Below are 24,385 nucleotides of genomic sequence, written 5' to 3'. Positions count from 1 at the left end.
CGCTCCTACAGTCAATTAGAACGTCGCCGCCTCGATTTCCGGAGTTTCCCATGACGGCCCATGCCGACCTTTCGCCGACCCTTCAACTTGCCATCGACCTGATCCGCCGCCCCTCGGTGACGCCGATCGACGCCGATTGCCAAAAGCTGATGATGCAGCGCCTGGGCGACGCCGGTTTCCAGCTTGAGCCGATGCGCATCGAAAACGTGGACAACTTCTGGGCCACCCACGGCAAGCACGCCGGCCCGGTGCTGTGCTTTGCCGGCCACACCGACGTGGTCCCGACCGGCCCGGTGCAGGCCTGGCAGAACGACCCGTTCGACGCGCTGATCGACGACCACGGCATGCTCTGCGGCCGTGGCGCGGCGGACATGAAAGGCAGCCTGGCGGCGATGCTGGTGGCATCGGAGCGCTTTGTGCAGGACTACCCGGACCACAAGGGCTCGGTGGCCTTTCTGATCACCAGCGATGAAGAAGGCCCGGCGCACCACGGCACCAAGGCCGTGATCGAACGCCTGGCCGCGCGCAAAGAGCGTCTGGACTGGTGCATCGTCGGCGAACCATCCAGCACCAGCCTGGTCGGCGATGTGGTCAAGAACGGCCGTCGTGGCTCCCTCGGCGCCACCCTGACTGTGCGCGGCGTGCAAGGTCACGTGGCCTACCCGCACCTGGCGAAGAACCCGATCCACCTGGCCGCCCCGGCACTGGCTGAACTGGCCGCCGAGCATTGGGACGACGGCAACAGCTTCTTCCCGCCGACCAGCTTCCAGATCTCCAACCTCAACGCCGGCACCGGCGCCACCAACGTGATCCCCGGCGACCTGACAGCGGTGTTCAACTTCCGCTTCTCCACCGAATCCACCGTGGACGGCCTGCAACAGCGCGTCGCCGCGATCCTCGACAAACACGGCCTGGACTGGCACGTGGACTGGGCGCTGTCCGGCCTACCGTTCCTGACCGAGCCGGGCGCCTTGCTCGATGCGGTGTCCGCCAGCATCAAGGCGATCACTGGCCGCGAGACCCAGGCGTCCACCAGCGGTGGCACGTCCGACGGGCGCTTCATTGCGACCCTGGGCACCCAGGTGGTCGAGTTGGGCCCGGTCAACGCGACGATCCATCAGGTCAACGAGCGCATTCTGGCCAGCGACCTCGACGTGCTGACCGAGATCTACTACCAGACCCTGATCAAGTTGCTCGCCTGATGCTGGCCTGTCCCATTTGCAGCGCACCGCTCAACGCGGTGGACAATGGCGTGGCGTGCCCGGCCGGGCACCGTTTCGACCGCGCGCGCCAGGGTTACCTGAACCTGTTGCCGGTGCAGCATAAAAACAGCCGCGACCCGGGCGATAACCTCGCCATGGTCGAGGCGCGCCGCGACTTCCTCAACGCCGGGCACTATGCCCCGGTGGCCAAGCGCCTGGCACAACTGGCCGCGCAACAAGCACCGCAGCGCTGGGTGGACATCGGCTGTGGCGAGGGTTACTACACCGCCCAAATCGCCGATGCCCTGCCCCACGCCGACGGCTATGCCCTGGATATCTCCAAGGAAGCGGTCAAGCGTGCGTGCAAGCGCAACCCGGCGCTGACCTGGTTGATCGCCAGCATGGCCCGCGTGCCGTTGGCCGATGCCAGTTGCCAGTTTCTCGCCAGCGTGTTCAGCCCGTTGGACTGGCAAGAGGCCAAACGCCTGCTCAGCCCCGGCGGCGGCTTGATGAAAGTCGGCCCGACCCGCGGCCACCTGATGGAGCTGCGCGAGCGGTTGTACGACGAAGTGCGCGAGTACACCGACGACAAACACCTGGCCCTGGTGCCGGACGGCATGAGCCTTGCGCACAGCGAAACTCTCGAGTTCACGCTGAGCCTGGCGGAGCCGAAGGACCGCGCCAACCTGCTGGCCATGACGCCCCACGGCTGGCGCGCCAGCGCCGAGCGCCGCACCGAGGTGATCGAGGCCGTCGAACCGCTACTGGTCAGCGTATCGATGCGCTACGACTATTTCGTGCTTCAATAACCGACTTTTCGGGCACTACGCCCACCCTGAATCCGCGAATGGATTTTCGAATCCCGCAACGAGGAACATCCATGCGCCAACCTGATATCGAGATTTACCTGAAGGACGCCGACGTCGACCACAAGGCCATCGCCGCCTGGCTGGGCGCCGCCCTGGGTCCTTGCTCCGCCTGGGTCCAGCGCGGCCAGACCTACAAGTGCAAGGCCGGCGACGTGCCGGTGACCTGGCTGCCCAAGGCCGTAGGCAAATGGAACAGCCTGTTCCTGGAAAGCGACCAGACCCCGTGGGAAGACGACATCGCCTGCGCCCGCGCCGCCTTTGCCGCGCTGAACGTTGAAGTGCGTTGCGCGCCGGGCAGTTGGGTAGAGGAAGAAGGTGAGGAAAGCGCCGACACCTGGATTCGCATCAGCACAGACGGTGAAGAGCAGATCACCTGGAAAACCACCTGATCTGAATGTGTGAACCCAATCAAAATGTGGGAGGGCTTGCCCCCTCCCACATGGGTTCTACGGTGTAACAAAAATCCGCATTACAAACCAACCACATCCTCCGCCTGCAAGCCCTTCTCGCCGCTCACCACGGCGTACTCCACCTGCTGGCCTTCAGCCAGGGAACGGTGGCCTTCACCGCGAATGGCGCGGTAGTGTACAAACACATCCTTGCCGTCTTCACGCTGAATAAAACCATAGCCCTTGGCATCGTTGAACCACTTCACATTACCGGTTTCGCGCGTTGTCATCTGTTCACTCCCACATGATTGTTATTGTTGAGTCAGTCGCGTTGAACTGCCGAGTATAAGACAGGCGCAAAAACGATCAACTCAACTTTACATCGCTGCTTTTTTGCCGATTTTCGGCGAATACGGCACACTACCCGCCCGAGCACCTGCTCGGTTTTTTCCACTTGAAGCAGCTCGCCTATGACCCGCTCCCCGTTCCGCCGTCTGGTGTTTGGCACCTTGCGTCGACTGTTGTACCTCTGGGTTCGCTCGGAGACGATCAACCAGTCGTCCCTTACCCTTAACCTCGACCGCAGCCGGCCGGTGTTCTACGTCCTGCAATCACCCTCGCTCACCGAATTGGCCGTGGTCGATGCCGAGTGCACCAAGGCCGGCCTGCCGCGCCCGGTGCTGCCGGTAGCGGTCGGCCCGTTGCTGGAACCCGCGGCGTTCTTCTACCTCACGCCGGAGCCCGACTGGCTCGGCCGCCAGGACAAACGCGGCGCGCCGCCCACGCTGACCCGCCTGGTCAACACCCTCAGCGCCCACGCACAAGAGAATGCACAAATCATTCCGGTCAGCGTGTTCTGGGGGCAGTCGCCCGACAGCGAGTCCAGCCCCTGGAAACTGCTGTTCGCCGACAGCTGGGCCGTCACCGGGCGCCTGCGCCGGCTGCTGAGCATCCTGATCCTCGGGCGCAAGACCCGCGTGCAATTCTCCGCGCCAATCAACCTGCGTGAATTGATCGAGCACAATAAAGGCCACGAACGCACCGTGCGCATGGCCCAACGCATCCTGCGCGTACACTTTCGTAACCTGAAAACCGCAGTGATCGGCCCCGACCTGTCGCACCGCCGGAATCTGGTGAAGGGCCTGGTAAACATGCCGCTGGTGCGCCAGGCCATCCTCGATGAAGCCGAACGCGAGAAGATCAGCCCGGAAAAAGCCAAGGCCCAGGCGCTGCGCTACGGCAACGAAATCGCCTCGGACTACACCTACACCGCGATCCGCTTCCTGGAAGTGGTGCTGAGCTGGTTCTGGAACAAGATCTACGACGGCATCAAGGTCAATAACATCGAGGGTGTGCAAAAGGTTGCCCAGGGTTACGAAGTGATCTACGTACCCTGTCACCGTAGCCACATCGACTACCTGCTGCTGTCCTACCTGCTGTTCAAGAACGGCCTGACCCCGCCGCACGTTGCCGCCGGCATCAACCTGAACATGCCGGTGATCGGCAGCCTGCTGCGCCGCGGCGGTGCGTTTTTCATGCGGCGCACCTTCAAGGGCAACCCGCTGTACACCTCGGTGTTCAACGAGTACCTGCACACCCTGTTCACCAAGGGTTTCCCGGTGGAGTACTTCGTCGAAGGCGGACGCTCGCGCACCGGGCGCATGCTGCAACCGAAAACCGGCATGCTGGCGATCACGTTGCGCAGTTTCCTGCGTTCCTCGCGCATGCCGATCGTGTTCGTGCCGGTGTATATCGGCTATGAGCGAGTGCTCGAAGGCCGCACCTACCTCGGCGAGTTGCGCGGCGCGAGCAAGAAGAAAGAGTCGATCTTCGATATTTTCAAGGTGATCGGTGCGCTCAAGCAGCGTTTTGGCCAGGTCGCCGTCAACTTCGGTGAACCGATCAAACTGGCGCAATTTCTCGATGCCGAGCAACCGGGCTGGCGCGCCCAGGAACTGGGGCCACACTACAAACCGGCGTGGCTCAACCAAACCACCAACCGCCTCAGCGAACAGGTGGCGCGCCATTTGAACGAAGCGGCAGCGATCAACCCGGTGAACCTGGTGGCCCTGGCGTTGCTGTCGACCACGCGCCTGGCCCTGGATGAACAGGCCATGGCCCGCCAGTTGGACCTGTACCTGGCGCTGCTGCGCCGTGTGCCCTACTCGCCCCATACCACCCTGCCCGAGGGTGATGGCATGGCGCTGATCAAGCACGTCAAGGACATGAACCTGCTGTCGGAACAGAGCGATGCCCTCGGCAAGATTCTGTACCTGGACGAGCAAAACGCCGTCCTGATGACCTACTACCGCAATAACGTGCTGCATATCTTTGCCTTGCCGGCGCTGCTGGCAAGTTTCTTCCAGAGCAGCTCGCGCATGAGCCGTGAGCAGATTCTGCGCTACACCCATGCGCTGTACCCGTACCTGCAATCGGAGCTGTTTATCCGCTGGTCGATGGAGGAACTGGACACGGTGATCGACCAGTGGCTGGAGGCGTTTGTCGAACAAGGCCTGCTGCGCTTCGAGAACAACGTGTACCTGCGCCCGGCGCCAAGTTCGCGGCACTTTGTGCTGCTGACACTGCTGTCCAAAAGCATCGCCCAGACCCTGCAACGCTTCTACATGGCGATCTCGCTGCTGCTCAACAGCGGCCAGAGCAGCATCAGCGCCGAAGAGCTGGAAGACCTGTGTACGATCATGGCCCAACGCCTATCGATCCTGCATGGCCTCAACGCCCCGGAGTTCTTCGACAAGAGCCTTTTCCGACATTTTATTCAGACGTTGCTGGAGCAAGATGTGCTGCGCCGCGACGAAGCCGGCAAGTTGAGCTATCACGACCAACTCGGTGAACTGGCTGAAGGCGCGGCGAAACGGGTGCTGCCGGCTGAGATTCGCCTGTCGATCCGCCAGGTTGCCCTGCACCGCGTCGACGGCGCGGTCGAAGCCCCCAACCCTGAAGAAAGCCGCTAGATTGAATAAGGCGTCGTTGGGTTACGGCGCCGTTGAAAAGGAGCTGCACCATGAAAAAGATCATCCTCCTGGGCCTGACCGCCCTGCTCGGAGCCTGTCATTCGATGAACCCCGCGCCCAAGGCCAGCCTTGATGGCGAAGTGTTCTACCTGCAACGCATCGCGCTGCCGCCGACGGCCATCTTGAGCGTCAGCCTGCAGGACGTATCGCTGATGGACGCTCCGGCCGTGACCCTGGCCGAGCAGAAAGGCCCGGTCAAAGGCCAGGTGCCGCTGCCGTTCCACTTGAGCTACGACCCGGCCCAGGTCAAGCCGGGCCACAGTTACTCGGTCAGCGCTCGCATCGAAGTAGACGGCAAGCTACTGTTTATCACCACCGAGCGGCACGCCGTGCAACTCAATGGTCAAGACTCCCAACCGCTGCGCCTGCGGGTTGACGCGGTCGCACACTGATTATTTGCAGATCATAAGGAAGCGTCCATGCTCCGTAATTCCCTTCGCCTCACTGCCCTGTGCGCCGGCCTGCTGCTCGGTGCCAATGCCATGGCGCTGTCCCTTGGCAGCCTGTCCCAGGGCGACGCCACCGGCGGCCTCAAGGATGCTTTGACCCAAGGCGCGCAGATCGCCGTGAAACAACTGGGTGTACCGGGTGGTTTCAGCAACAACCCCGACGTCAAGATCGGCCTGCCGGGAAAACTGGGCAAAGTCGCCGACAAGCTGAAGATGTTCGGCATGGGTGACCAGGTCGAACAGCTCGAAACCAGCATGAACAAAGCCGCTGAAACCGCCGTGACCCAGGCCCAGCCAATCCTGGTCAACGCGGTGAAAAACATGAGCGTGACCGACGCCAAGGGCATCCTCACCGGAGGCCAGGACTCGGCCACCCAGTACCTGAACAAAAGCAGCCGCGAAGCCATCCGCGCCAAGTTCCTGCCGATCGTCAAGGCCGCCACCGACAAGGTCGGCGTGGCCCAGCAGTACAACGCCCTGGCAGGCAAGGCCGCAGCGTTTGGCGCGGTCGATGCCAACAGTGCCACCGTCGAAAACTACGTGACGGAACAAGCGCTGGATGGTTTGTTCAAGATGATTGCGCAGCAGGAAGAGACGATTCGCAAAAATCCGGCGGCGGCGGCGACCAGTTTGGCGAAGAAGGTATTTGGCGCGCTTTAACGCCACACGAGCTGAAAAAAGGCCCTGACATCGTCAGGGCCTTTATTTTTCGCCGAACCGTCTATCAAGTCCCCGAACCAAGCGCCGCACGCTCACGCCCGGCGGCGTTGACGAATAGGCTCAATAGTGGATGTGCGAAGCTCGTCGGGCGGCCGAGTGAAACATGTGCGCGCTATGAGAGCTGGACGACGACGCATTGAAGTTATGGTTATCGTTGTTGATATTAATATTGATATCGCGATTGGTGTTTGACTGATTCTGTCCAAACATATTTCCAAGCCCGGACATCGCGCTCGCCATGTTCAGTATCTTCGGTATCACCAGTATCGGTAACGGTATAAACATATGTATGCCTTCCTATTCAGATTAGAGCCAACTCACTGCGCCGCATCTCATACGCGGGAACCGCTCGGTCGACTAATCCTGTGTGGAAGCAAGGGCAAAAATGGTTCCTTCCCGCGTGTGAAATACTGCCTCGCGTCAGTTGAAAATCGAATCGGCCAGGCGTCCCAGTAGCAACGTGGCAAAACACCCGATGGCCATCGAGGTTACCCGGTTGATTTTCAGCGGCGTCAGCCACGTCTTTTGGCCCCCTTCGAACCGGCTGCCCAGCAAGATCCAGGCAGACCCTACAGGTATCACCACCACCGCGAGCGTGGCCATGAACCCGGCATACCCTTGCAGCGTGGCAAATGCGCTGATCGGCGCAATAAACGAAACAATCAGCAGGCCCTTGGGGTTCATCACCGTCAGCCAGAAAAAATACCGCCCGGAGAAACGGTCGGAGCCAGGGTCGGCTGCAGTGCTCTTGCGCTGCCACAACGTGAAGGACAGTTGGAGCAGATAGCAGAGGGCAGCCGTCTGCGTCACTTTCACGACCCAGGGGGACCAGGCCGACACATAGAACAACACCGCCCCCCAAACAGAGACCTGAAGCAGGTACGCCAGGCATTCGATAAATGCCATGCGCCATGACGCGGCAAACCCAAACAGTGCCCCTGCACGCATTAACAGGGTATTGGTCGGCCCAGGCACGACCAGTAATAACACCAGTGCAGACACGGTCCCAAACATGAAAACTATCCTCGGGCGGAACGATTCAATGGCCTTCCCACCGGTAGCGCTATTACGTCAGCGTGATTGACCAGGCGACCGTCGCGACCATCAAAATCGCGAAGCTTACGTTAAGTCGTCGGCTCCAAGTAGGGTGGATGAATAACTTGCGCATTCGGCTGCCAGCAAAGAGCCACAGAAAGTCGAATACCACACACACCAGCAGACAAATCAAGGCTTTCGCACCTTGCTCCCAGGCGGGTGCGGCGCCCAGGGTGAAACTGCCCAGCAACGCGGCGAATGCGGCATAGGCCTTGATATTCGCCACACCCAGCACAAACCCGGCGCCCCATCCCGGCGTGACCACGGACTGCTCGTCCCTGATGGGCGGCGCGGTACCAATCTGGTAGGCCAGCCACACAATATAAACAATGGAGATGACCGTCAGTGCCGTCGCCAGCATCGGAAAACTGTGCAGAACCACATAGAGGCCGGAGGCGACCAATGCCATGGCGATCACCAGGCCCAACGTGATCCCCACGAAAAACCGGGTTGAACGCCTCATGCCATAAGCGGCCCCGCTCGCTGCCAGCGCCAGGGTCGCCGGGCCTGGACTGGCAAGCAGCGCGATGGCGGCGACGGCAAAGGTGAATATCGCCTGGTAAACGGATAGTGCAATGTCGGGCATACGCTCCCCCTGAAGAACATTCGTGACGGCTTAGCGCGGCAGCCCATGTTCATGGCAGTAATAGACGGTTCTGTGGTTTTTCATAAAGTCGATCACGCCATTGGCGACCGCCATGGGGTCCTCTCGATGCAGCAGGACCTTGGCGATCTGCTCGGCGATCCAGGCCATCTCCCGCTCTTTCATTCCCAGGCGCGTCACTTCGACGGTGCCCAACCGAATGCCGGTTTCCCTGTAGGGGTCCGTGTCCCATGGCAGCGGCATCTCGTTGGCAATGATATTGGCGGCCTCCAGCCGCTGAACCGCCTCGCGGCCACTGGCAAAGGGTTTTGAATCGATCACGATCTGATGAGTGCGGGTGTAGCCCTGCTCCCGATAGAAAGCATTCACCCCCTGGTGTTCCAGGTGCAGCGCCAAGGCCTGCGCGTTACTCACCACTTGCTTCATGTAAACCTGTCCGTATTCCAACATCTCCGTCGCCGCCATGGCGAGTGCCGCAACCCGATTGATTTGATGGCTACCGGTGAGCGTCGGGAAAATCGCCTCATGCAAAGGTGACGTCAATCTCGCGTCGTTCCACACAATCACGCCGCCTTGGGGGCCACTGAAGGTCTTCCCGGAGGAACCGGTCATCAGGTCGGCGCCCTCAGCCAATGGGTCCTGAAACAGGCCCGCGCTGATCAGGCCCAGTTGGTGGGCAGCGTCGAAATAGACCTTGCCGTCCCATGCCGAAACGATGCCCTTGATGTCGGCAACGGGCAGGGGAAAAAGGGTCAGCGTCATACCCAAGCCAATCACTGTCGGCTTCACGACTTGGGCAATTTCGCTGAACCGCGTGAGATCGATATCCGCGGTTTTGTGGATAAAGGGAATGTCCCATACCTTGAGCCCGCGCACGCCAGGAGGCCCGTTGGTTCGGTTGCTGGTATCCCCGCCTCTGATCACCGGTACGGTCATGACACTGTCTTCAGGGCGAGCCAGGGCCGTGTAGGCCGAAAGCACCGCCGCCATGCCGCCCATCAGTCGATGATCGGCGTGCTGGGCACGAAACGCGGTTTTGAGCAACTCCACGCAGAGTGATTCCAGCTCGTCGATATTCTTCATCCCAGAAAAAAAACGGTTGTCCCGCCCGATATGCCCGCCCGATGCGCGAGTCCCTACCTCACTGGACAGTAGAGCGCGCACGGACGGGCTGGTCGGTGACTCGGCGGCGACGAGATTGATGCACTGCTGGCCACGCCACTGTTCATTTCGAGCAACAGCAGCCCTGACTAAATCTGCCATGGCCGCGTGTGACTGCGCCTGCTTGAGTAAGGTACTGGCCTGCTGGAGGCATTGAGCGTCATGCATGATCATCATCCCGTGAGTCGAGGTAACAGCCGGATCGCCGCTTTACGTCAGAATTTTTGCGGCCTGCACGTGCTGGTCTTCCCACCAACGGTCATTGCCGTGCAGGTTGCGACTGAGGTCTTTTTCAGCGGCCCAGGTCATGTTGAGAATGATCCGGGTGGCATCCTCATTAAGGGGAATGGTGCGATGCAACGTGGTGTCCGTGCGCAGGAAATAGATATCCCCCGTCTTGAAGCCGTAAGTGGCAATCGGGTTGCTGCACAAAAGCTCGTGAATCCTCGGATTGGCTTTGTCCCACGAGGTGTGAGGAACACATTGCAACATCCCTCCTTTTGCGATGGGCGGGGTTTCGATAATCCAGATCAACGCGAAGCTGTAGTCGCCCCAGTGCCAGCCGTGGGTATCGCCTTTACGCTCCTGCTTGGTGATCAGGTACTCCTCGTCCTTGGAGACGGACGGGACAACTCGTGCATCAGCGATCAGGGACAACGTGTCGAGCAGTACAGGGCACTTTGACAGCGTATTGATCAAAGGGCTGTTTTCAGCAATGAATTCGCTGCGCACAACGCTCATATAGCGAGGCGTATTATCAGTGGTGGCCAGGTGCAAGTCGCGGCGTTCGAGTTGCCGATCAATCAACCCATTGACTTCAGCCGTTATGTATTCACGCAACTGATCGTCGACAATATCGCGTAACTTTATAAACCCATTGCGGGCAAACTCATGACGCAACGAAAATATTCTTTCGTCAGAAAAGTTATTAGCGTGATGTTTTTGTAAGCGAGCCTCATCAAGTACGTAGTTCATTTCGTTCCCTCGATAATATAGATCAAGTTGAAATAGAAACCTCACAGCACACGGTTAAGCGAACTGCGCAGTACTGCATGGACTGCAGGCAAAACAATAGGTAGGCGGTTAGAAAAAATCCATTCTTTTTTTATCGAACTGTGGTATGTAAGCTTTTCATGCTGCTTCATCAAAATTCGTAAGGTCCATCTAATGAAAAAGCTTACAAAGAGCGACCAGACACTTGACTCTATTGATCGTGCGCTGATTGTCGCCCTCCACCAGAACGCCCGTGCGTCTATTCGCGCCCTTGGCCGCCAGGTGGGGTTATCGGCCCCCGGTTGCAGCGAACGCCTCAAGCGTCTGGAAGGGTCGGGGGTCATCAGCGGGTTCAGCGTCGAGTTGGACGCCCAGGCCCTGGGCTTTGTATTGCAAGCGCTGGTCAGGGTTAAACCCCTGACTGGAAAGTTCCAACAGGTTGAACAGTTGCTCGCGCAAATGGCTGAATGTGTGGTGTGCTACAAAATCACCGGGGACGACAGTTTCGTCTGCCATCTTTATATCGACTCAGTTGCCCACCTGGACCTGACCCTACAAAAAATCTCTCCCCTGGCCGACACTAATACATCGATTATAAAAACCGTCGAAAAGAAACTGCCGGCCCTCTGACTAGTCCCGTGGGAGATACCCAGGCGCTATTAGCCGCTGTCGGGTTTCAGGCATTTCCCACTCATTTGACACTTTCTTCAGCGTGCCTCAGGCGTAGGCACTTATATACATACGCCTGTTTTCCTTAGTCTTGGTCACCTGCCTTCCTGACACGAAACCATGCAGCATAAAGCGCGGGCAGGAACAGCAACGTCAATGCCGTCGCTACAATCAACCCGCCCATGATCGCCACCGCCATCGGTCCGAAGAACACACTGCGGGACAGCGGGATCATCGCCAGTACCGCCGCAAGGGCTGTGAGAACAATCGGCCGGAAGCGTCGGACGGTGGCTTCAATAATCGCCTGCCACGGCGCCAGTCCAGCCTTGATGTCCTGTTCGATCTGGTCCACCAGGATCACCGAGTTGCGCATGATCATCCCTGACAGGGCGATGGTGCCGAGCATCGCCACGAAGCCGAAGGGTTGGCGGAACACCAACAGGAACAGCGTGACCCCGATCAGGCCCAGGGGCGCCGTGAGAAATACCATCACCGTGCGTGAGAAGCTGCGTAGTTGCAGCATCAGCAACGTCAGCACCACCACGATAAACAGCGGCACGCCGGCCTTGACCGAATTCTGCCCACGGGCGGAATCCTCGACAGTACCGCCGACGTCCAGTAGGTAACCGTCCGGCAGTTCGGCGCGCACGCCTTCGAGGGTCGGCAGGATCTGCTGAACCAGGGTCGCCGGTTGTTCCTTGCCGTAGATGTCGGCGCGCACGGTCACAGTGGGCAAGCGATTGCGGTGCCAGATGATGCCTTCTTCGAAGCCGTATTCGAGGGTCGCGATCTGCGACAGCGCGACGCTTTTACCGTTGTCCGTCGGTACCGCCAGGCTGGGCAGCAGCGACAGTTCGGTGCGCTCGTAAACGGTGCCGCGCAGGAGGATTTCGATCAACTCGTTGTCCTCCCGGTACTGGCTGACGCTGGCACCGGTCAGAGAACTCTGCAGAAATTTCGACAGGTTGGCGGTGCTCACACCGAGGGCGCGCGCGCGGTCCTGGTCAATATTGAGGTAGACGACTTTGCTCGGCTCCTCCCAGTCCAAATGCACGTTCACCACGTGGGTATTTTCGCGCACCTTGGCCGCCACTTTCCGCGCCAGGGCACGGACTTCTTCGATGTGCTCGCCGGTCACGCGAAACTGCACCGGGTAACCCACGGGAGGGCCGTTTTCCAGGCGTGTGACCCGTGAACGCAGCTCGGGAAAATGCTCGTTGAGGGTTTGGATCAACCAGATACGTAGGCTTTCGCGCTCCTCGATGGACTTGGCCAACACCACAAATTGCGCAAAGCTGGCGGCCGGCAGTTGCTGGTCGAGGGGCAGATAGAAGCGCGGCGAGCCGGTGCCGACATAGGCCACGTAGTTGTCGATGCCGGCGTGCTCCTTGAGCAGGGCTTCCAGGCGCTTGACCTGGCCAGCGGTGTTGCTCAGGGACGCGCCCTCGGTGAGTTTCAGGTCGACCATCAACTCCAGGCGGCCGGAAGCCGGGAAGAACTGTTGCGGCACAAAACGGAACAGCGCGACCGAGCCGATAAACAGCAGCAGGGTCAGGACGATCACGGTCTTGCGTCGAGTGACGCACCACTCGACCAAACGTCTGACACGCTGGTAGAACGGTGTGCCGTAGGGATCGGGACCGTCGGTACCGTGTTTGGCCGCATGAATTTTCGCCAGGTCCGGCAGGAGTTTTTCGCCCAGATACGGTACGAACACCACGGCAGCGATCCACGAGGCGAGCAACGCGATGGTCACTACCTGGAAGATCGAGCGAGTGTATTCACCGGTACTCGATTGCGCGGTGGCAATCGGCAGGAAGCCGGCTGCCGTGATCAGCGTACCGGTCAGCATCGGGAACGCGGTGCTGGTCCAGGCGAAACTGGCCGCTTTAAGCCGGTCGTAACCCTGTTCCATTTTGATCGCCATCATTTCCACGGCGATGATCGCGTCATCCACCAGCAAGCCCAGGGCCAGCACCAGGGCGCCGAGGGAAATCTTGTGCAAGCCGATGCCAAGGTAATACATGCAGGCAAAGGTCATTGCCAGCACCAGCGGAATCGCCAGGGCCACCACCATGCCAGTGCGCACGCCGAGGGAGAAAAAGCTCACCAGCAAGACAATGGCCAGCGCCTCGGCCAACACTTGGACGAATTCTCCGACACCGGTTTTCACCGCAGCCGGTTGGTCCGACACCTTGCGCAGTTGCATGCCCGCCGGAAGGTTCTTCTGCAGGCGTGCGAACTCACCTTCTAGAGCTTTGCCCAACACCAGAATGTCGCCGCCCTCGTGCATGGCGACGGCCAGACCGATCGCGTCTTCGCCCATATAGCGCATGCGCGGTGCCGGTGGATCATTAAAACCACGGTGAATATCGGCCACATCGCCAATACGGAAGGTGCGGTCGCCTACGCGAATCGGGAAGCTGCGGATCTCTTCCACACTCTTGAAATTGCCCGACACCCGCAGTTGCACGCGCTCAGTCGGGGTTTCAAAGAAGCCGGCGGTGGAGACGGCGTTCTGTTCCTGCAACGCTTGTTGTACGGCGGCCAGCGGTAAGCCGAGGGTGGCGAGTTTGAGGTTGGACAACTCGATCCAGATCTTCTCATCCTGCAGGCCGAGCAGTTCGACCTTGCCCACATCCGGCACGCGTTGCAGTTGAATCTGGATGCGGTCGGCGTAGTCCTTGAGCACCGCATAGTCAAAACCGTCGCCGGTCAGGGCGTAGATGTTGCCAAAGGTGGTGCCGAATTCATCGTTGAAAAACGGCCCCTGGATATCCGGCGGCAAGGTCTGGCGAATATCGCTGATCTTCTTGCGCACCTGATACCACAGCTCGGGAATCTGCGCCGAGCGCATGGCATCGCGGGCAACGAACGTGACCTGGGACTCGCCGGGGCGCGAGAAAGAGACAATGCGCTCGTACTCGCCGGTCTCCATCAGCTTTTTCTCGATGCGTTCGGTGACCTGGCGCGACACCTCTTGGGCCGTGGCTCCGGGCCAGTTGGTCTTGATCACCATGGCTTTGAAGGTGAACGGCGGGTCTTCGCTTTGCCCCAGCTTGGTGTAGGACAGAGTGCCGACCACCGCCAGCAGGATCATCAGGAACAGTACGATCTGGCGATTACGCAACGCCCATTCGGAAAGATTGAAACCCATCGGGGACTACTCCTTGACCGCCAGATTCACCACCCGGTTGGAACGATCCACCGGGCGCACTTGTTGGCCCTCATGGAGCACATGGACACCGGCGGCAATCACCCAGTCGGTGGGGCTCAAGCCTTCGAGCACGGGTACGGTTTTTTCGCCAAAGGCGCCGATACGCACCGGGGTACGCACAAGGGTGTTATCCGGTTGCACGCGCCAGACGTAGGACGCGCCGTTCTCCGAGCTCAGGGCGGACAGCGGCACCGACAGCGGAATAACGCCATCGGCCTGTATGAAAACGCGGGCGCTCTGGCCCAGTTCTGCCGGAACCTTGCCACCGCTGAAGGCAATGCGAGCGGCGAAAGTGCGCGATTTCGGATCGGCGGCGGGCGACAGTTCACGAATACGTCCGGCAAACCGCTGGTCCGGCTGGCTCCACAATTCGACCGTCACCGGCTGACCGACCTTGAACCGGCCGAAGCCTTGCTCAGGCAGGCTGATCAGCACTTCACGCTCGCCATCGGTGGCCAGGGTGAACACGGTCTGGCCGGCGGACACCACCTGGCCGACTTCCACCGCGCGTTTGGCGACGACACCATCCTGCGGGGCACGGAGTACGGCATAACCGGCCTGGTTACTGGACACATCGAACTCGGCCTTGATCTGCTTGAGGCGTGCTTCACCCGATCGGTAGAGATTTTCAGCATTGTCGTACTGGGAACGGCTGACCATCTGACGGTCCATCAGGGTCTTGTAGCGGTCACGCTCGGCACGTACCAGCCTCAGGTTGGCCTCGGCGGCGGTCACCTGGGCGCGAGTGGCTTCCAGTTGCAGGCGCACATCCTGCGGGTCGAGTTCCGCCAACGGTTGATTGGCCTTGACCCGCGCGCCCTCTTCCACCAGCCGCTGGCTGACCTTGCCGCCGATGCGAAAGGCCAGGTCCGGCTCATAGCGGGCGCGCACCTCGCCCGGATAGCTATCCATCGCCTGCGCCGAAGGCTGTGGTTGCACCACCATGGCCGGGCGGAGGGTGGTCTGGGCCGATTCTTCGTGGCCGCAGGCGGCGAGTAGAACGACCAGACTGGCAGGCAACGCAAGGGGCAAGAGAATGCTGCGCATGCTGAAGGACCTTTCGCAAATGGAGCTTGGAATAATTATACTGGACAGTATGTTATTAATACCAAACTCACCAGTCCAGTATTAAAGGTGGAAATGTCCTACAATCCTGTCAACACCAACAGCCCTGGGCGTCCCAAGGACATGGCAAAACGCCAGGCAATCCTCGAAGCAGCGAAAATCCTGTTTTTGAACAACGGTTACGCAAATACCAGCATGGATGCCGTGGCCCTTGAGGCCGGCGTATCGAAACTGACCGTCTACAGTCACTTCACCGACAAAGAGACCTTGTTCACCGCAGCCGTGGTGGCCAAGTGCGAAGAACAGTTGCCGGTGATGTACTTCGAGCTGCCCGAGGGCGTGCCTGTGGAGACGGTGTTGCTGAATATCGGGCGACGCTTCCATCGCCTGATCAACAGCAAGGAATCGTTGAGCCTGCACCGCCTGATGATGACCACCGGCAATCAGGACGTAAAACTCTCACAGGTCTTCTTCGAAGCCGGGCCGATGCGCATGTTGCAAGGCATGGAGCGTCTACTTGGGCGCATCGACCAGAGCGGCGCGCTGAGCATCGACAAGCCCTTTACCGCAGCCGAACACTTCTTCTGCCTGCTCAAGGGCACCGCGAACTTCTGCTTGTTGTATGGCTGTGGCGGGCAGTTGAGCGAGGACGCGGCCGAAGCCCATGTGCAGGATGTGGTGGGATTGTTTATGCGGGCCTATCGCAGAGAACCCGCTGCAAGCGGCAACGGGTGACCGCTTGCCGTTTGTGGTTTAGGGCTTGAGTGCTTTTTTCGGGTAGATGTCGTAGCGGCTGGACTTACCATCCAGCGCATGACTCGGCTTGGGCCCTTCGATACACGGCGCCTTGCGCGGGCGCTTGACCACCACGCGATGGCTGGCCAGGGCCAGCGCCGCCGCCAGCAGGGCCGGCGCGTCCGCATCGTCGCCGACCAATGGCCGGAACAGGCGCATTTCCTTCTTCACCAGGGCGGTTTTCTCACGGTGTGGGAACATCGGATCGAGGTAGATCACCTGGGGCGGCTCGCCTTGCCAGTTGCGCATCACCTCGATGGAATTGCCCTTGAGCAGCGTCATCCGCGCCACGATCGGTGCCACCTCAAAATCATCGGCAGCGCGCGCCAGGCCGTCCTCAAGCAACGCGCCGATCAGCGGCTGACGTTCGATCAGGCTCATCTCGCAGCCCAGGCTGGCCAGCACGAAGGCGTCCTTGCCCAGCCCGGCCGTGGCGTCCAGCACCCGTGGGCGCACGCCTTGGGCGATGCCGACGGCCTTGGCGATCATCTGCCCGCTGCCGCCACCGTACAAACGCCGGTGCGCCGCGCCGCCTTCGACAAAATCCACGCGCACCGGCCCCGGCGCGTCGGGTCCGAGCTGTTGCAACTGCAGGCCTTGTTCCCCGACTTGCAGGGAAAATTCCGCATCCGCCAGCTGTAACGGCAAGCCAAGCAGCGCAGCCCACTGTTCGGCACGGGCCTGGAAGCCGTCGGCCAAGGCCTCGACCTGGATGCGGCTGGCCGCTGGTTGTTCGCTCATGAATCGCTACGCTCAAAAATATTAAGGATCGGCCAATAACGGCCGATAGAAACAAGGATCAGGTATTTTGCCAGAGCTGAGCGTCGACCGAGAAAAATGTCAGACATTCTTCCGCTAACCATCGGTGTACTGCCGACCCACAACCACTACGGCCTGCGCAACACTCAAGCGCTGGCCGGCGTCAGTCATGTGTGGCAGGACTTCTTCGCCCGCGCGTTGGCCGAGCAGCTCGGTGAAACGCCGGATGCGCTCGCGGCCAAGGCGCCAGCGCCGCTGGACCCAGCGGTAGAGCCCAGCGCCGGTGCCGACCTGCTGTCGCAGATCCTCACCCAGCGTGAGTGCGACGTGAAAGACACCGAGATCGCCCCGCCTGAACCGCTGTTCCTGCCGATTGCCGAATTCGAAACCGAGTTGTTGCCGCCGCCCGCCACACCGTTCCCGCAAGAAGAGATCATCGCCCAGCAGCGCCAGCAGAGTTTTGAAAGCGGCTGGGTGCGCCCGATCGTGCTGAGCGCCGGCCAACCGCTGCCGGAACCCGGCCCAGCGCCGGAACCGCGGCCACTGCACTTGCCAATCGCCGAATTCGAGCTGGACCTGCTGCCACCGGCCGCCACGCCGTTCCCGCAAGAAGAGCTGGCCGCCCAGCAAAAAGCCCTGGACTTCGACTACCACTGGGCCCGCCCGCTGATCGTCAACAACCTGCGCCTGGCCGCGTAAGCCTCAACAGCCTTGAGACCCCGCGCCGCTTAATCCTTGAAGAATTGACTGGCCTGGCTGTAGGGCATCGAGCGCTCGGTGAAGGTAAAGGTGCCGGATTCATACACCTCCTGCGCCGCCCGGTAGAACTCGCCATACGCCGCCAGCGCCATGGCCGAGCCCACGCTGATACGCTTGACGCCCATCGCGCTCAACTGCGCCACACTGAGTTTCAGGCCGCCGGACATCAACACATTCACCGGCTTTGGCGCCACCGCCTTGACCACCGCCAGCACCTCCTCGGCACTGCGCAGCCCCGGCGCATAGAGCACGTCTGCACCGGCTTCGGCGTAGGCCTGCAGGCGGCGAATAGTGTCAGGCAAATCCAGGCGACCATGCAGGAGGTTTTCTGCGCGGGCCGTCAGCATGAACCGGAATGGCAGGCTGCGCGCCGCAGCGACAGCGGCTTCCACACGCTCGACGGAGCGCTCAAAGGGATAGATCGGGTCGACCGCGATACCCGTGGCATCTTCGATGGAGCCGCCGACGATACCGCAGGCAGCGGCGCGCAAAATGGTCTGGGCGCAACCGTCGGGGGTGTCGCTGAAGCCGTTCTCCAGGTCGGCGGCCACTGGCAACGCCGTGGCCTTGGCGATCATTGCGGCATTGACCAAGGTGTCTTCCAGGGACAACGCCCCTTCGGCATCCGGGCGCCCCAGGCTGAACGCGTAGCCAGCGCTGGTGGTGGCCAGGGCTTCAAAGCCGAGGCTGGCGAGCATGATCGCTGAGCCGGCGTCCCACGGGTTGGGCATCACGAACGCATGATCGCGCTCATGCAGGGCCTTGAAGGTTTCGGCGCGAAGGGTTTGGGCATCCATGACTGACTCCTGGCGGGAAAAGGAGCCTTAGAGTAACCCCAGTTGCTCGGCTGCGGGTTCACGGTACAAGGTCGGCAACGCGGGTAAGCCGGGCAAACGTGCCATCAGCTTATCGTGGAAACGCAGCGCCAGTTGCGCGGCAAGGCGGTTATCCGAGGTATGCAGGAACACGTAGGGCGTGCGCCCTTCTTCGATCCAGCCGGCGATCTTTTCCACCCACGGGATCAGGAACGGGTCGTTGGCCTCAAGCTCGGGATGGCCGATAAACCGCACTTGGGGAAACAGGGTCAACGCGGCCGGGCGCGGTGGAACTTTGGGCTTTTTCGCTTGGGCATGCAGCACGGCCGCCGAGGTCGACGTGCAACTGAACAAGGCGCGAGGATCAAGGCAGATCCGCTCGACGCCACGGTCGCGCAGCAGGCGGTTGAGCATCCGCTCGGCATCCCCCTTGGCGAAGAACTCCGGGTGACGCACTTCCACGGCCAAGGGGCGTTCCAGCCCGTCGATAAACCCGGCCAGTTCGCCGAGGCGCTGCGGCGAAAAACTCGCCGACAGTTGCAGCCACAGCGGTGAAACGCGTTCACCCAGCGCGCTCATCAACCCGACGAAACTCTGCGCCGCCGGCAACTGCTCACGCAGGTCGCCGCCGTGGCTGATATCCCCGGGGAATTTGGCGGTGAAGCGAAAATCCTCGGGCATGATCTCAGCCCAGCGCTGCACGGTGGCAGCCGACGGGCGCGCATAAAACGTGGTATTGCCTTCAACCGCATTGAAGACCTGCGAGTACAACGCGAGGTAATCGCTGGAGCGGGCATCGACGGGGTACAGGTACTCGCGCCAGGCGTTTTCACTCCAGGACGGGCAACCGATGAAATAAGGCAGGCGCATCAGATGTGGATGTCGAGACCCAGCACTTCCATATCCCATTCGACAAAGCCGGCGGTGGTCAGGTAGCTGGCCAGGGCGGTGGCGACGCTTTTGCTCATGGAGCGCGGGAAGAGCATGTCTTGCTGACGGGCGGGAAGACCGCCGATACGTGCGTTTGCGGCGCCTTGGGGGCTGGACGACGCTTCGGACTGGACCTCGATGAAGTCCGGCGAATCCTCGACGGATTCGTCTACCGTGACGTTTGCCTTACGCGGCTTACGCTTGAGGGGGTAGGACTGTGAGGAAAATCCGTCTATACGCATCGATGCGAACTCGGTATCGGTGATGGCATTTTAGTGGCGCAATCCATAACGCGCAAATGCTCTGGTGATAACTAGAACACATAAATGGAAAAAGGTTTAAACACCGGGGCAAATTCTGACGATTGACGCGTTTTTGCCAAAAATGCCCGCACTTTTGACGTCAAATAATTCCGCGCTCGGCCTTGGTCTGCGCGACTTTATCGCGCAGGTACACCGGCGCTGCGAGGTCGGCAGCAATCGCCTCGCCACGCTCGAACGCAAAGCGCGCCAGGGTCAGCAAGTCTTCGGCATGCGGCAACATTGCAGCGTCCTGGCCAACCAGCGGCACGCCGATGCGTTCGCCATAGCCCCAACCCGTGCCGGCTCCGAACCAGTCACCGCTGGCATCGCTCGGCAACACTGCCGCTTCGGGCGGCAGCACAGCCTCAACGCCTGCCAGGCGCATCTCGCCGTCGGTTTCGCGGTAGCAGCCCCAATAGACTTCATCCATCCGCGCATCGATCGCCGCCGCCACTTGCCGTGTACCGTGTTCGCGCAACGTCCGCTGCGCCAGCACGGCGAGGTTGGACACCGGCAACACCGGGCGCTGCAACGCAAAGGCCAAGCCCTGGACCACGCCGATGGCGATGCGCACACCGGTAAAGGCGCCCGGGCCACGGCCGAAGGCGATGGCGTCCACGGCGGACAGGCTTGTGCCGGCGTCCTCCAGCAGTTGCTTGATCATCGGCAACAGCTTCTGCGCGTGCAGGCGCGGGATCACCTCGTAGTGGCTCGTTACCTTGCCATCGTGCAGCAAGGCAACCGAGCAAGCTTCAGTCGCAGTGTCCAGGGCCAGCAGGGTGCTCATCGGTGTCGGTGTCCAAGTCGAAAAAAGTGCGCCAGTATAAACAACAACGGCCCGCAAGCGGGCCGTTGTGCGTAAAGCCGATCATTCGATCAGCTCAGCGCTTGCAGCACCTTGCCGGTGATCGCTTCCACCGAGCCGACGCCAGGGATGTGGCTGTATTTCGGCTTGCCTTGGGCAGCCGACAGCTTCTGGTAGAAGTCCACCAGCGGTTTGGTCTGGGAATGGTAGACCGACAGGCGATGACGCACGGTTTCTTCAGTGTCGTCTTTACGCTGCACCAGGTCTTCGCCGGTGACATCGTCCTTGCCTTCGACTTTCGGCGGGTTGTAGATGGTGTGGTACACGCGACCCGAGGCCTCGTGAACGCGACGACCGGCGATACGCTGGACGATCTCTTCATCTTCAACCGCGATTTCGACCACTGCGTCCAACTCGACACCCGCCGTCACCAGGGCTTCCGCCTGGGGAATGGTGCGTGGGAAGCCGTCGAACAGGAAGCCATTGGCGCAATCAGGTTGTGCGATACGGTCCTGGACCAGCGCGATGATCAGGTCATCGGAAACCAGGCCGCCAGCATCCATGATGCTTTTGGCTTTAATGCCCAGCTCGGTGCCTGCTTTTACCGCAGCGCGCAGCATGTCACCGGTGGAGATTTGTGGAATGCCAAATTTTTCAGTGATGAACTTTGCCTGAGTACCTTTACCGGCCCCGGGAGCTCCCAGCAGAATGACGCGCATCGATGTGCTCCTCAATTTTTTATAGAGATGACGCTCGGATTCGCCGCGTGGGGCCAATCTCGTAAAAATATGGGCCCAGGCCGCCCAAACGGCCAAAGGCTGATCAAGATACACAGCAGGCCCAAACCACACAAGCCGCCAAAAGTAGGAAAAACCCGCACCGCACATGCGTCATAGGAGAGGTGTGCCTGGGTGCAACCCGACCCCCTAAACGCCGACCGCCCTTTTCAGGGCGGCCGTCGTGGGTTATCCGCAAGCCGTTGAGAACACGCAAAAAACCTCAGCCGGTGTTGCGCAAACCGGCGGCGATACCAGCCACGGACACCAGCAGCGCCTGTTCCAGAGGGCTGTCTTGCGCCGCTTCCTGGCGACGCGAACGCGCCAGCAATTCGGCCTGCAACAAGTGCAAGGGGTCGAGGTAGGTGTTACGCAGACGGATGAACTCCAGGGTATCCGGGCTGTGGGCAAGCAGTTGCGACTGGCCGGTCAGGCCAAGCACCACCTGGCAAGCCTGCGACAATAGGTCGCGTAAATGCGCACCCAACGGCAACAGCTCCGGCTGCACCAAACGCTCGTCATAGAGCCGCGCGATATCGGCATCGGCCTTGGCCAGCACCATCTCGAGCATATCGATGCGGGTGCGGAAGAACGGCCATTGCTCGCGCATCTGCCCCAGCAACTCACCCTCCCCGCGCTCCAGCGCCTTGCTCAGCGCCGCTTCCCAGCCGAGCCAGGCGGGCAGCATCAGGCGGGTCTGGGTCCAACCGAAGATCCACGGGATCGCCCGCAGGCTTTCAATACCACCGGCACGGCGTTTGGCCGGGCGACTGCCCAAGGGTAGGCGCCCCAACTCCTGCTCCGGGGTGGACTGGCGGAAATACTCGACGAATTGCGGATTTTCCCGCACCACGGCGCGGTAGGCGCTGACACCGTCTGCTGCCAATTCATCCATCAAATGGCGCCAGGCCGGCTCCGGTGGCGGCGGTGGCAACAGCGTCGCTTCCAATACCGCCGCCAGGTACAGATTGAGGTTCTGCTCGGCGATGTCCGGCAGGCCGAATTTGAAGCGGATCATTTCGCCTTGTTCGGTGGTGCGGAACCGCCCCGCCACCGAGCCCGGCGGCTGCGACAGAATCGCCGCGTGGGCCGGGCCGCCGCCTCGCCCGACGGTACCGCCGCGGCCATGGAACAACAGCAGTTCCACCTGTTGCTCGCGGCAGATATCCACCAGGCGCTCCTGCGCCCGGTACTGCGCCCAGGCAGCGGCGGTGGTGCCAGCGTCCTTGGCCGAGTCCGAGTAGCCGATCATCACTTCCTGCGGGCCTTGCAGCCGCGCGCGGTAACCCGGCAGCAGCAACAGTTTTTCGATCACAGGGCCGGCGTTGTCGAGGTCGGCCAGGGTTTCGAACAGCGGCACCACACGCATCGGCCGTTGCACGCCCGACTCTTTGAGCAGCAGTTGCACCGCGAGCACATCCGACGCGGCGCCGGCCATCGAGATGACATACGACCCCAGGGACGCGGCCGGTGCGGCGGCGATTTCCCTACAGGTGTTCAACACTTCAGCGGTATCGGCCGACGGTTTGAAATAGCCCGGCAGCAGCGGTCGACGATTGGCCAGTTCCTTCATCAGGAAGCTGATGCGCATCTCTTCGTTCCAGTCTTCGTAACGACCCAGACCGAGATAATCGGTGATTTCGGTCATCGCCGCCGTGTGCCGGCTGGAGTCCTGGCGCACATCCAGCCGCACCAGGAACAGGCCAAAGGTGACCGCACGGCGCAGGCAATCGAGCAACGGGCCATCAGCGATCACGCCCATGCCGCACTCATGCAGCGACTGGTAGCACAGCTCCAGCGGGTCCAGCAGGTCGCGGTTGCTTTGCAACACATCCGCCGGCGCCGGGATGCCCGCGCTCAACGACGCGTGCGCCCATTGGCGGGTCGCACGCAGGCGATCACGCAGTTGCTTGAGCAGCACGCGATATGGCTCGACGCTATCGCCGACCTTGGCTTGCAACGCCGGGCTGGCCTGCTGCATCGACAGCTCCGAGGCCAGGTGATCGATATCGCGCAGGTACAGATCGGCCGCCATCCATCGCGCCAGCAGCAAGACTTCGCGGGTGACCGGCGCGGTGACATTCGGGTTGCCGTCACGGTCGCCGCCCATCCACGAGGCGAAGCGAATCGGCGCCGCCTCCAAAGGCAGGTGCAGGCCGGTGGCGGCGTGCAGCGCATGGTCGGCTTTGCGCAAGTAATTCGGAATCGCCTGCCATAACGAGTGCTCGATCACCGCGAAGCCCCATTTGGCTTCGTCCACGGGCGTAGGCCGGGTACGGCGGATTTCTTCGGTGTGCCAGGCTTCGGCGATCAGCCGTTGCAGGCGCTCGCGGATCTGCTCGCGCTCGGCCGTGGTGAGGTCACGGTGATCCTTCAGTGCCAACTGCGCGGCAATCGCATCGTATTTCTGGATCAGGGTGCGACGGGCCACTTCGGTGGGGTGGGCGGTGAGGACCAGCTCGATCTCCAGGCGCCCCAACTGACGGGCCAGGGATTCATTGCTGTGGCCTTCGCGTTGCAGGCGCGCCAACAACTCCGGCAACACACGCGATTCGAAGGGCGCCGGTTGCGACTCATCGCGCCGATGAATCAACTGATATTGCTCGGCGATGTTGGCCAGGTTGAGGAACTGGTTGAAGGCCCGGGCGACGGGCAGCAGTTCGTTTTCCTGCAACTGGTTCAGACTGGCGCTGAGTTCCTCGCCCGCCGCCTGCTCGGCCGCCGCGCCACGGCGGTCAGCCTTGGCGCCTTTGCGGATTTGCTCGATCTTGTCGAGAAAATCATCGCCGTACTGCTCTCGAATGGTATTGCCCAACAGTTCACCCAGCAGGTGAACATCCTCACGCAAACGTGCATCAATATCACTCATCAGCCAATCTCCAGGCAGAAATCCGGGGCGCGCAGGCCTTCCAGAGTGCCGCCCGCGTCACTGTCTGACAAGGCCAACCACAAACGACTTTAAACCTTGTGGCTTGCAGC

Annotated in this window: 23 protein-coding genes; 9 read left to right on the top strand and 14 right to left on the bottom strand. The window is 61.0% G+C overall.

Going from position 1 to position 24,385, the window contains the following annotated elements; translation table 11 throughout:
* The first annotated feature begins 50 nt into the window (after positions 1–50).
* The 3 genes from dapE (at position 51) to U5A08_RS06430 (ending at position 2,460) form a co-directional block, all read left to right on the top strand.
* Positions 51–1,202, top strand: coding sequence for a succinyl-diaminopimelate desuccinylase (gene dapE / locus U5A08_RS06440; RefSeq protein ID WP_253393746.1), 1,152 nt, complete (start codon positions 51–53; stop codon positions 1,200–1,202).
* A complete protein-coding gene (locus tag U5A08_RS06435; protein WP_253393744.1) occupies positions 1,202–2,011 on the top strand; it encodes a putative RNA methyltransferase in 810 nt (269 codons plus the stop codon). Before dapE ends, U5A08_RS06435 begins: the two co-directional genes overlap by 1 nt.
* 71 nt (positions 2,012–2,082) lie before the next feature.
* Positions 2,083–2,460 carry a hypothetical protein gene (locus U5A08_RS06430; protein WP_253393742.1) on the top strand — a complete coding sequence of 126 codons (378 nt, stop codon included), beginning with the start codon at positions 2,083–2,085 and terminating at the stop codon, positions 2,458–2,460.
* 80 nt (positions 2,461–2,540) lie between these two features.
* Here U5A08_RS06430 and U5A08_RS06425 read toward each other — a convergent pair whose 3' ends face one another.
* Entirely contained in the window at positions 2,541–2,750 is a 210-nt protein-coding gene (locus U5A08_RS06425; protein ID WP_017844724.1) for a cold-shock protein, read from the bottom strand.
* Between the two features lie 180 nt (positions 2,751–2,930).
* Here U5A08_RS06425 and plsB point away from each other — a divergent pair, with 180 nt between their 5' ends.
* Genes plsB through U5A08_RS06410 form a run of 3 tightly spaced genes read left to right on the top strand, consistent with a single transcriptional unit; the run spans position 2,931 to position 6,601 of the window.
* Complete coding sequence (plsB, locus tag U5A08_RS06420) at positions 2,931–5,432, top strand: glycerol-3-phosphate 1-O-acyltransferase PlsB (RefSeq protein ID WP_321850828.1); 2,502 nt, start codon at positions 2,931–2,933, stop codon at positions 5,430–5,432.
* Between the two features lie 50 nt (positions 5,433–5,482).
* Positions 5,483–5,884: a YbaY family lipoprotein gene (locus U5A08_RS06415; protein WP_247397912.1), complete on the top strand. Its 402-nt coding sequence runs from the start codon at positions 5,483–5,485 to the stop codon at positions 5,882–5,884.
* A gap of 27 nt (positions 5,885–5,911) precedes the next feature.
* Entirely contained in the window at positions 5,912–6,601 is a 690-nt protein-coding gene (locus tag U5A08_RS06410) for a DUF4197 domain-containing protein (RefSeq protein WP_253393738.1), read from the top strand.
* A gap of 480 nt (positions 6,602–7,081) precedes the next feature.
* Here U5A08_RS06410 and U5A08_RS06405 read toward each other — a convergent pair whose 3' ends face one another.
* Genes U5A08_RS06405 through U5A08_RS06390 form a run of 4 tightly spaced genes read right to left on the bottom strand, consistent with a single transcriptional unit; the run spans position 7,082 to position 10,496 of the window.
* Complete coding sequence (locus U5A08_RS06405) at positions 7,082–7,675, bottom strand: LysE family translocator (RefSeq protein ID WP_321850825.1); 594 nt, start codon at positions 7,673–7,675, stop codon at positions 7,082–7,084.
* Positions 7,676–7,727: 52 nt separating this feature from the next.
* Positions 7,728–8,342 carry a LysE family translocator gene (locus U5A08_RS06400; protein WP_253393734.1) on the bottom strand — a complete coding sequence of 205 codons (615 nt, stop codon included), beginning with the start codon at positions 8,340–8,342 and terminating at the stop codon, positions 7,728–7,730.
* Positions 8,343–8,372: 30 nt separating this feature from the next.
* Entirely contained in the window at positions 8,373–9,689 is a 1,317-nt protein-coding gene (locus U5A08_RS06395; RefSeq protein ID WP_321850823.1) for a serine hydroxymethyltransferase, read from the bottom strand.
* Positions 9,690–9,731: 42 nt separating this feature from the next.
* Positions 9,732–10,496, bottom strand: coding sequence for a HalD/BesD family halogenase (locus tag U5A08_RS06390; RefSeq protein WP_253393730.1), 765 nt, complete (start codon positions 10,494–10,496; stop codon positions 9,732–9,734).
* Positions 10,497–10,688: 192 nt separating this feature from the next.
* Here U5A08_RS06390 and U5A08_RS06385 point away from each other — a divergent pair, with 192 nt between their 5' ends.
* Positions 10,689–11,144: an Lrp/AsnC family transcriptional regulator gene (locus U5A08_RS06385; RefSeq protein ID WP_253393728.1), complete on the top strand. Its 456-nt coding sequence runs from the start codon at positions 10,689–10,691 to the stop codon at positions 11,142–11,144.
* A gap of 124 nt (positions 11,145–11,268) precedes the next feature.
* Here the strand turns inward: U5A08_RS06385 and U5A08_RS06380 are convergent, their stop codons facing one another.
* Together U5A08_RS06380 and U5A08_RS06375 are read right to left on the bottom strand one after the other, a co-directional pair.
* Positions 11,269–14,340: an efflux RND transporter permease subunit gene (locus U5A08_RS06380; RefSeq protein WP_321850820.1), complete on the bottom strand. Its 3,072-nt coding sequence runs from the start codon at positions 14,338–14,340 to the stop codon at positions 11,269–11,271.
* A gap of 6 nt (positions 14,341–14,346) precedes the next feature.
* Positions 14,347–15,447: an efflux RND transporter periplasmic adaptor subunit gene (locus U5A08_RS06375; RefSeq protein WP_321850818.1), complete on the bottom strand. Its 1,101-nt coding sequence runs from the start codon at positions 15,445–15,447 to the stop codon at positions 14,347–14,349.
* Between the two features lie 93 nt (positions 15,448–15,540).
* Between U5A08_RS06375 and U5A08_RS06370 the strand changes: the two genes are divergently transcribed.
* Positions 15,541–16,200: a TetR/AcrR family transcriptional regulator gene (locus tag U5A08_RS06370; protein ID WP_253393722.1), complete on the top strand. Its 660-nt coding sequence runs from the start codon at positions 15,541–15,543 to the stop codon at positions 16,198–16,200.
* A gap of 18 nt (positions 16,201–16,218) precedes the next feature.
* Here U5A08_RS06370 and U5A08_RS06365 read toward each other — a convergent pair whose 3' ends face one another.
* Positions 16,219–17,001: a class I SAM-dependent methyltransferase gene (locus U5A08_RS06365; RefSeq protein WP_321850817.1), complete on the bottom strand. Its 783-nt coding sequence runs from the start codon at positions 16,999–17,001 to the stop codon at positions 16,219–16,221.
* Between the two features lie 96 nt (positions 17,002–17,097).
* On the opposite strand from U5A08_RS06365, the gene U5A08_RS06360 reads away from it, so the two are divergent.
* The gene (locus U5A08_RS06360) at positions 17,098–17,718 is read left to right on the top strand and encodes an energy transducer TonB (RefSeq protein ID WP_321850816.1); all 621 of its coding nucleotides are present in this window, start codon (positions 17,098–17,100) and stop codon (positions 17,716–17,718) included.
* A 29-nt stretch (positions 17,719–17,747) separates the two neighbouring features.
* Here U5A08_RS06360 and U5A08_RS06355 read toward each other — a convergent pair whose 3' ends face one another.
* From U5A08_RS06355 to ppc, 6 genes are all read right to left on the bottom strand, one after another.
* Complete coding sequence (locus U5A08_RS06355; RefSeq protein ID WP_321850815.1) at positions 17,748–18,575, bottom strand: isocitrate lyase/PEP mutase family protein; 828 nt, start codon at positions 18,573–18,575, stop codon at positions 17,748–17,750.
* A 27-nt stretch (positions 18,576–18,602) separates the two neighbouring features.
* Positions 18,603–19,463, bottom strand: a complete 861-nt coding sequence (locus tag U5A08_RS06350; protein ID WP_321850814.1) for a DUF72 domain-containing protein — start codon at positions 19,461–19,463, stop codon at positions 18,603–18,605.
* A complete protein-coding gene (locus U5A08_RS06345) occupies positions 19,463–19,765 on the bottom strand; it encodes a hypothetical protein (RefSeq protein ID WP_247407821.1) in 303 nt (100 codons plus the stop codon). Before U5A08_RS06345 ends, U5A08_RS06350 begins: the two co-directional genes overlap by 1 nt.
* 160 nt (positions 19,766–19,925) lie before the next feature.
* A complete protein-coding gene (tsaB, locus tag U5A08_RS06340; protein ID WP_321850811.1) occupies positions 19,926–20,612 on the bottom strand; it encodes a tRNA (adenosine(37)-N6)-threonylcarbamoyltransferase complex dimerization subunit type 1 TsaB in 687 nt (228 codons plus the stop codon).
* Between the two features lie 89 nt (positions 20,613–20,701).
* Positions 20,702–21,349 (bottom strand): adenylate kinase, encoded by a 648-nt coding sequence (gene adk, locus U5A08_RS06335; protein WP_017844708.1) that lies wholly within the window; start codon positions 21,347–21,349, stop codon positions 20,702–20,704.
* 280 nt (positions 21,350–21,629) lie between these two features.
* Positions 21,630–24,275: a phosphoenolpyruvate carboxylase gene (gene ppc / locus U5A08_RS06330; RefSeq protein WP_253393710.1), complete on the bottom strand. Its 2,646-nt coding sequence runs from the start codon at positions 24,273–24,275 to the stop codon at positions 21,630–21,632.
* Positions 24,276–24,385 lie beyond the last annotated feature (110 nt).

The organism is Pseudomonas paraveronii, from assembly GCF_963681955.1.
Classification (GTDB): domain Bacteria; phylum Pseudomonadota; class Gammaproteobacteria; order Pseudomonadales; family Pseudomonadaceae; genus Aquipseudomonas; species Aquipseudomonas paraveronii.
This window is presented reverse-complemented; position numbering and strand designations above follow the sequence as displayed.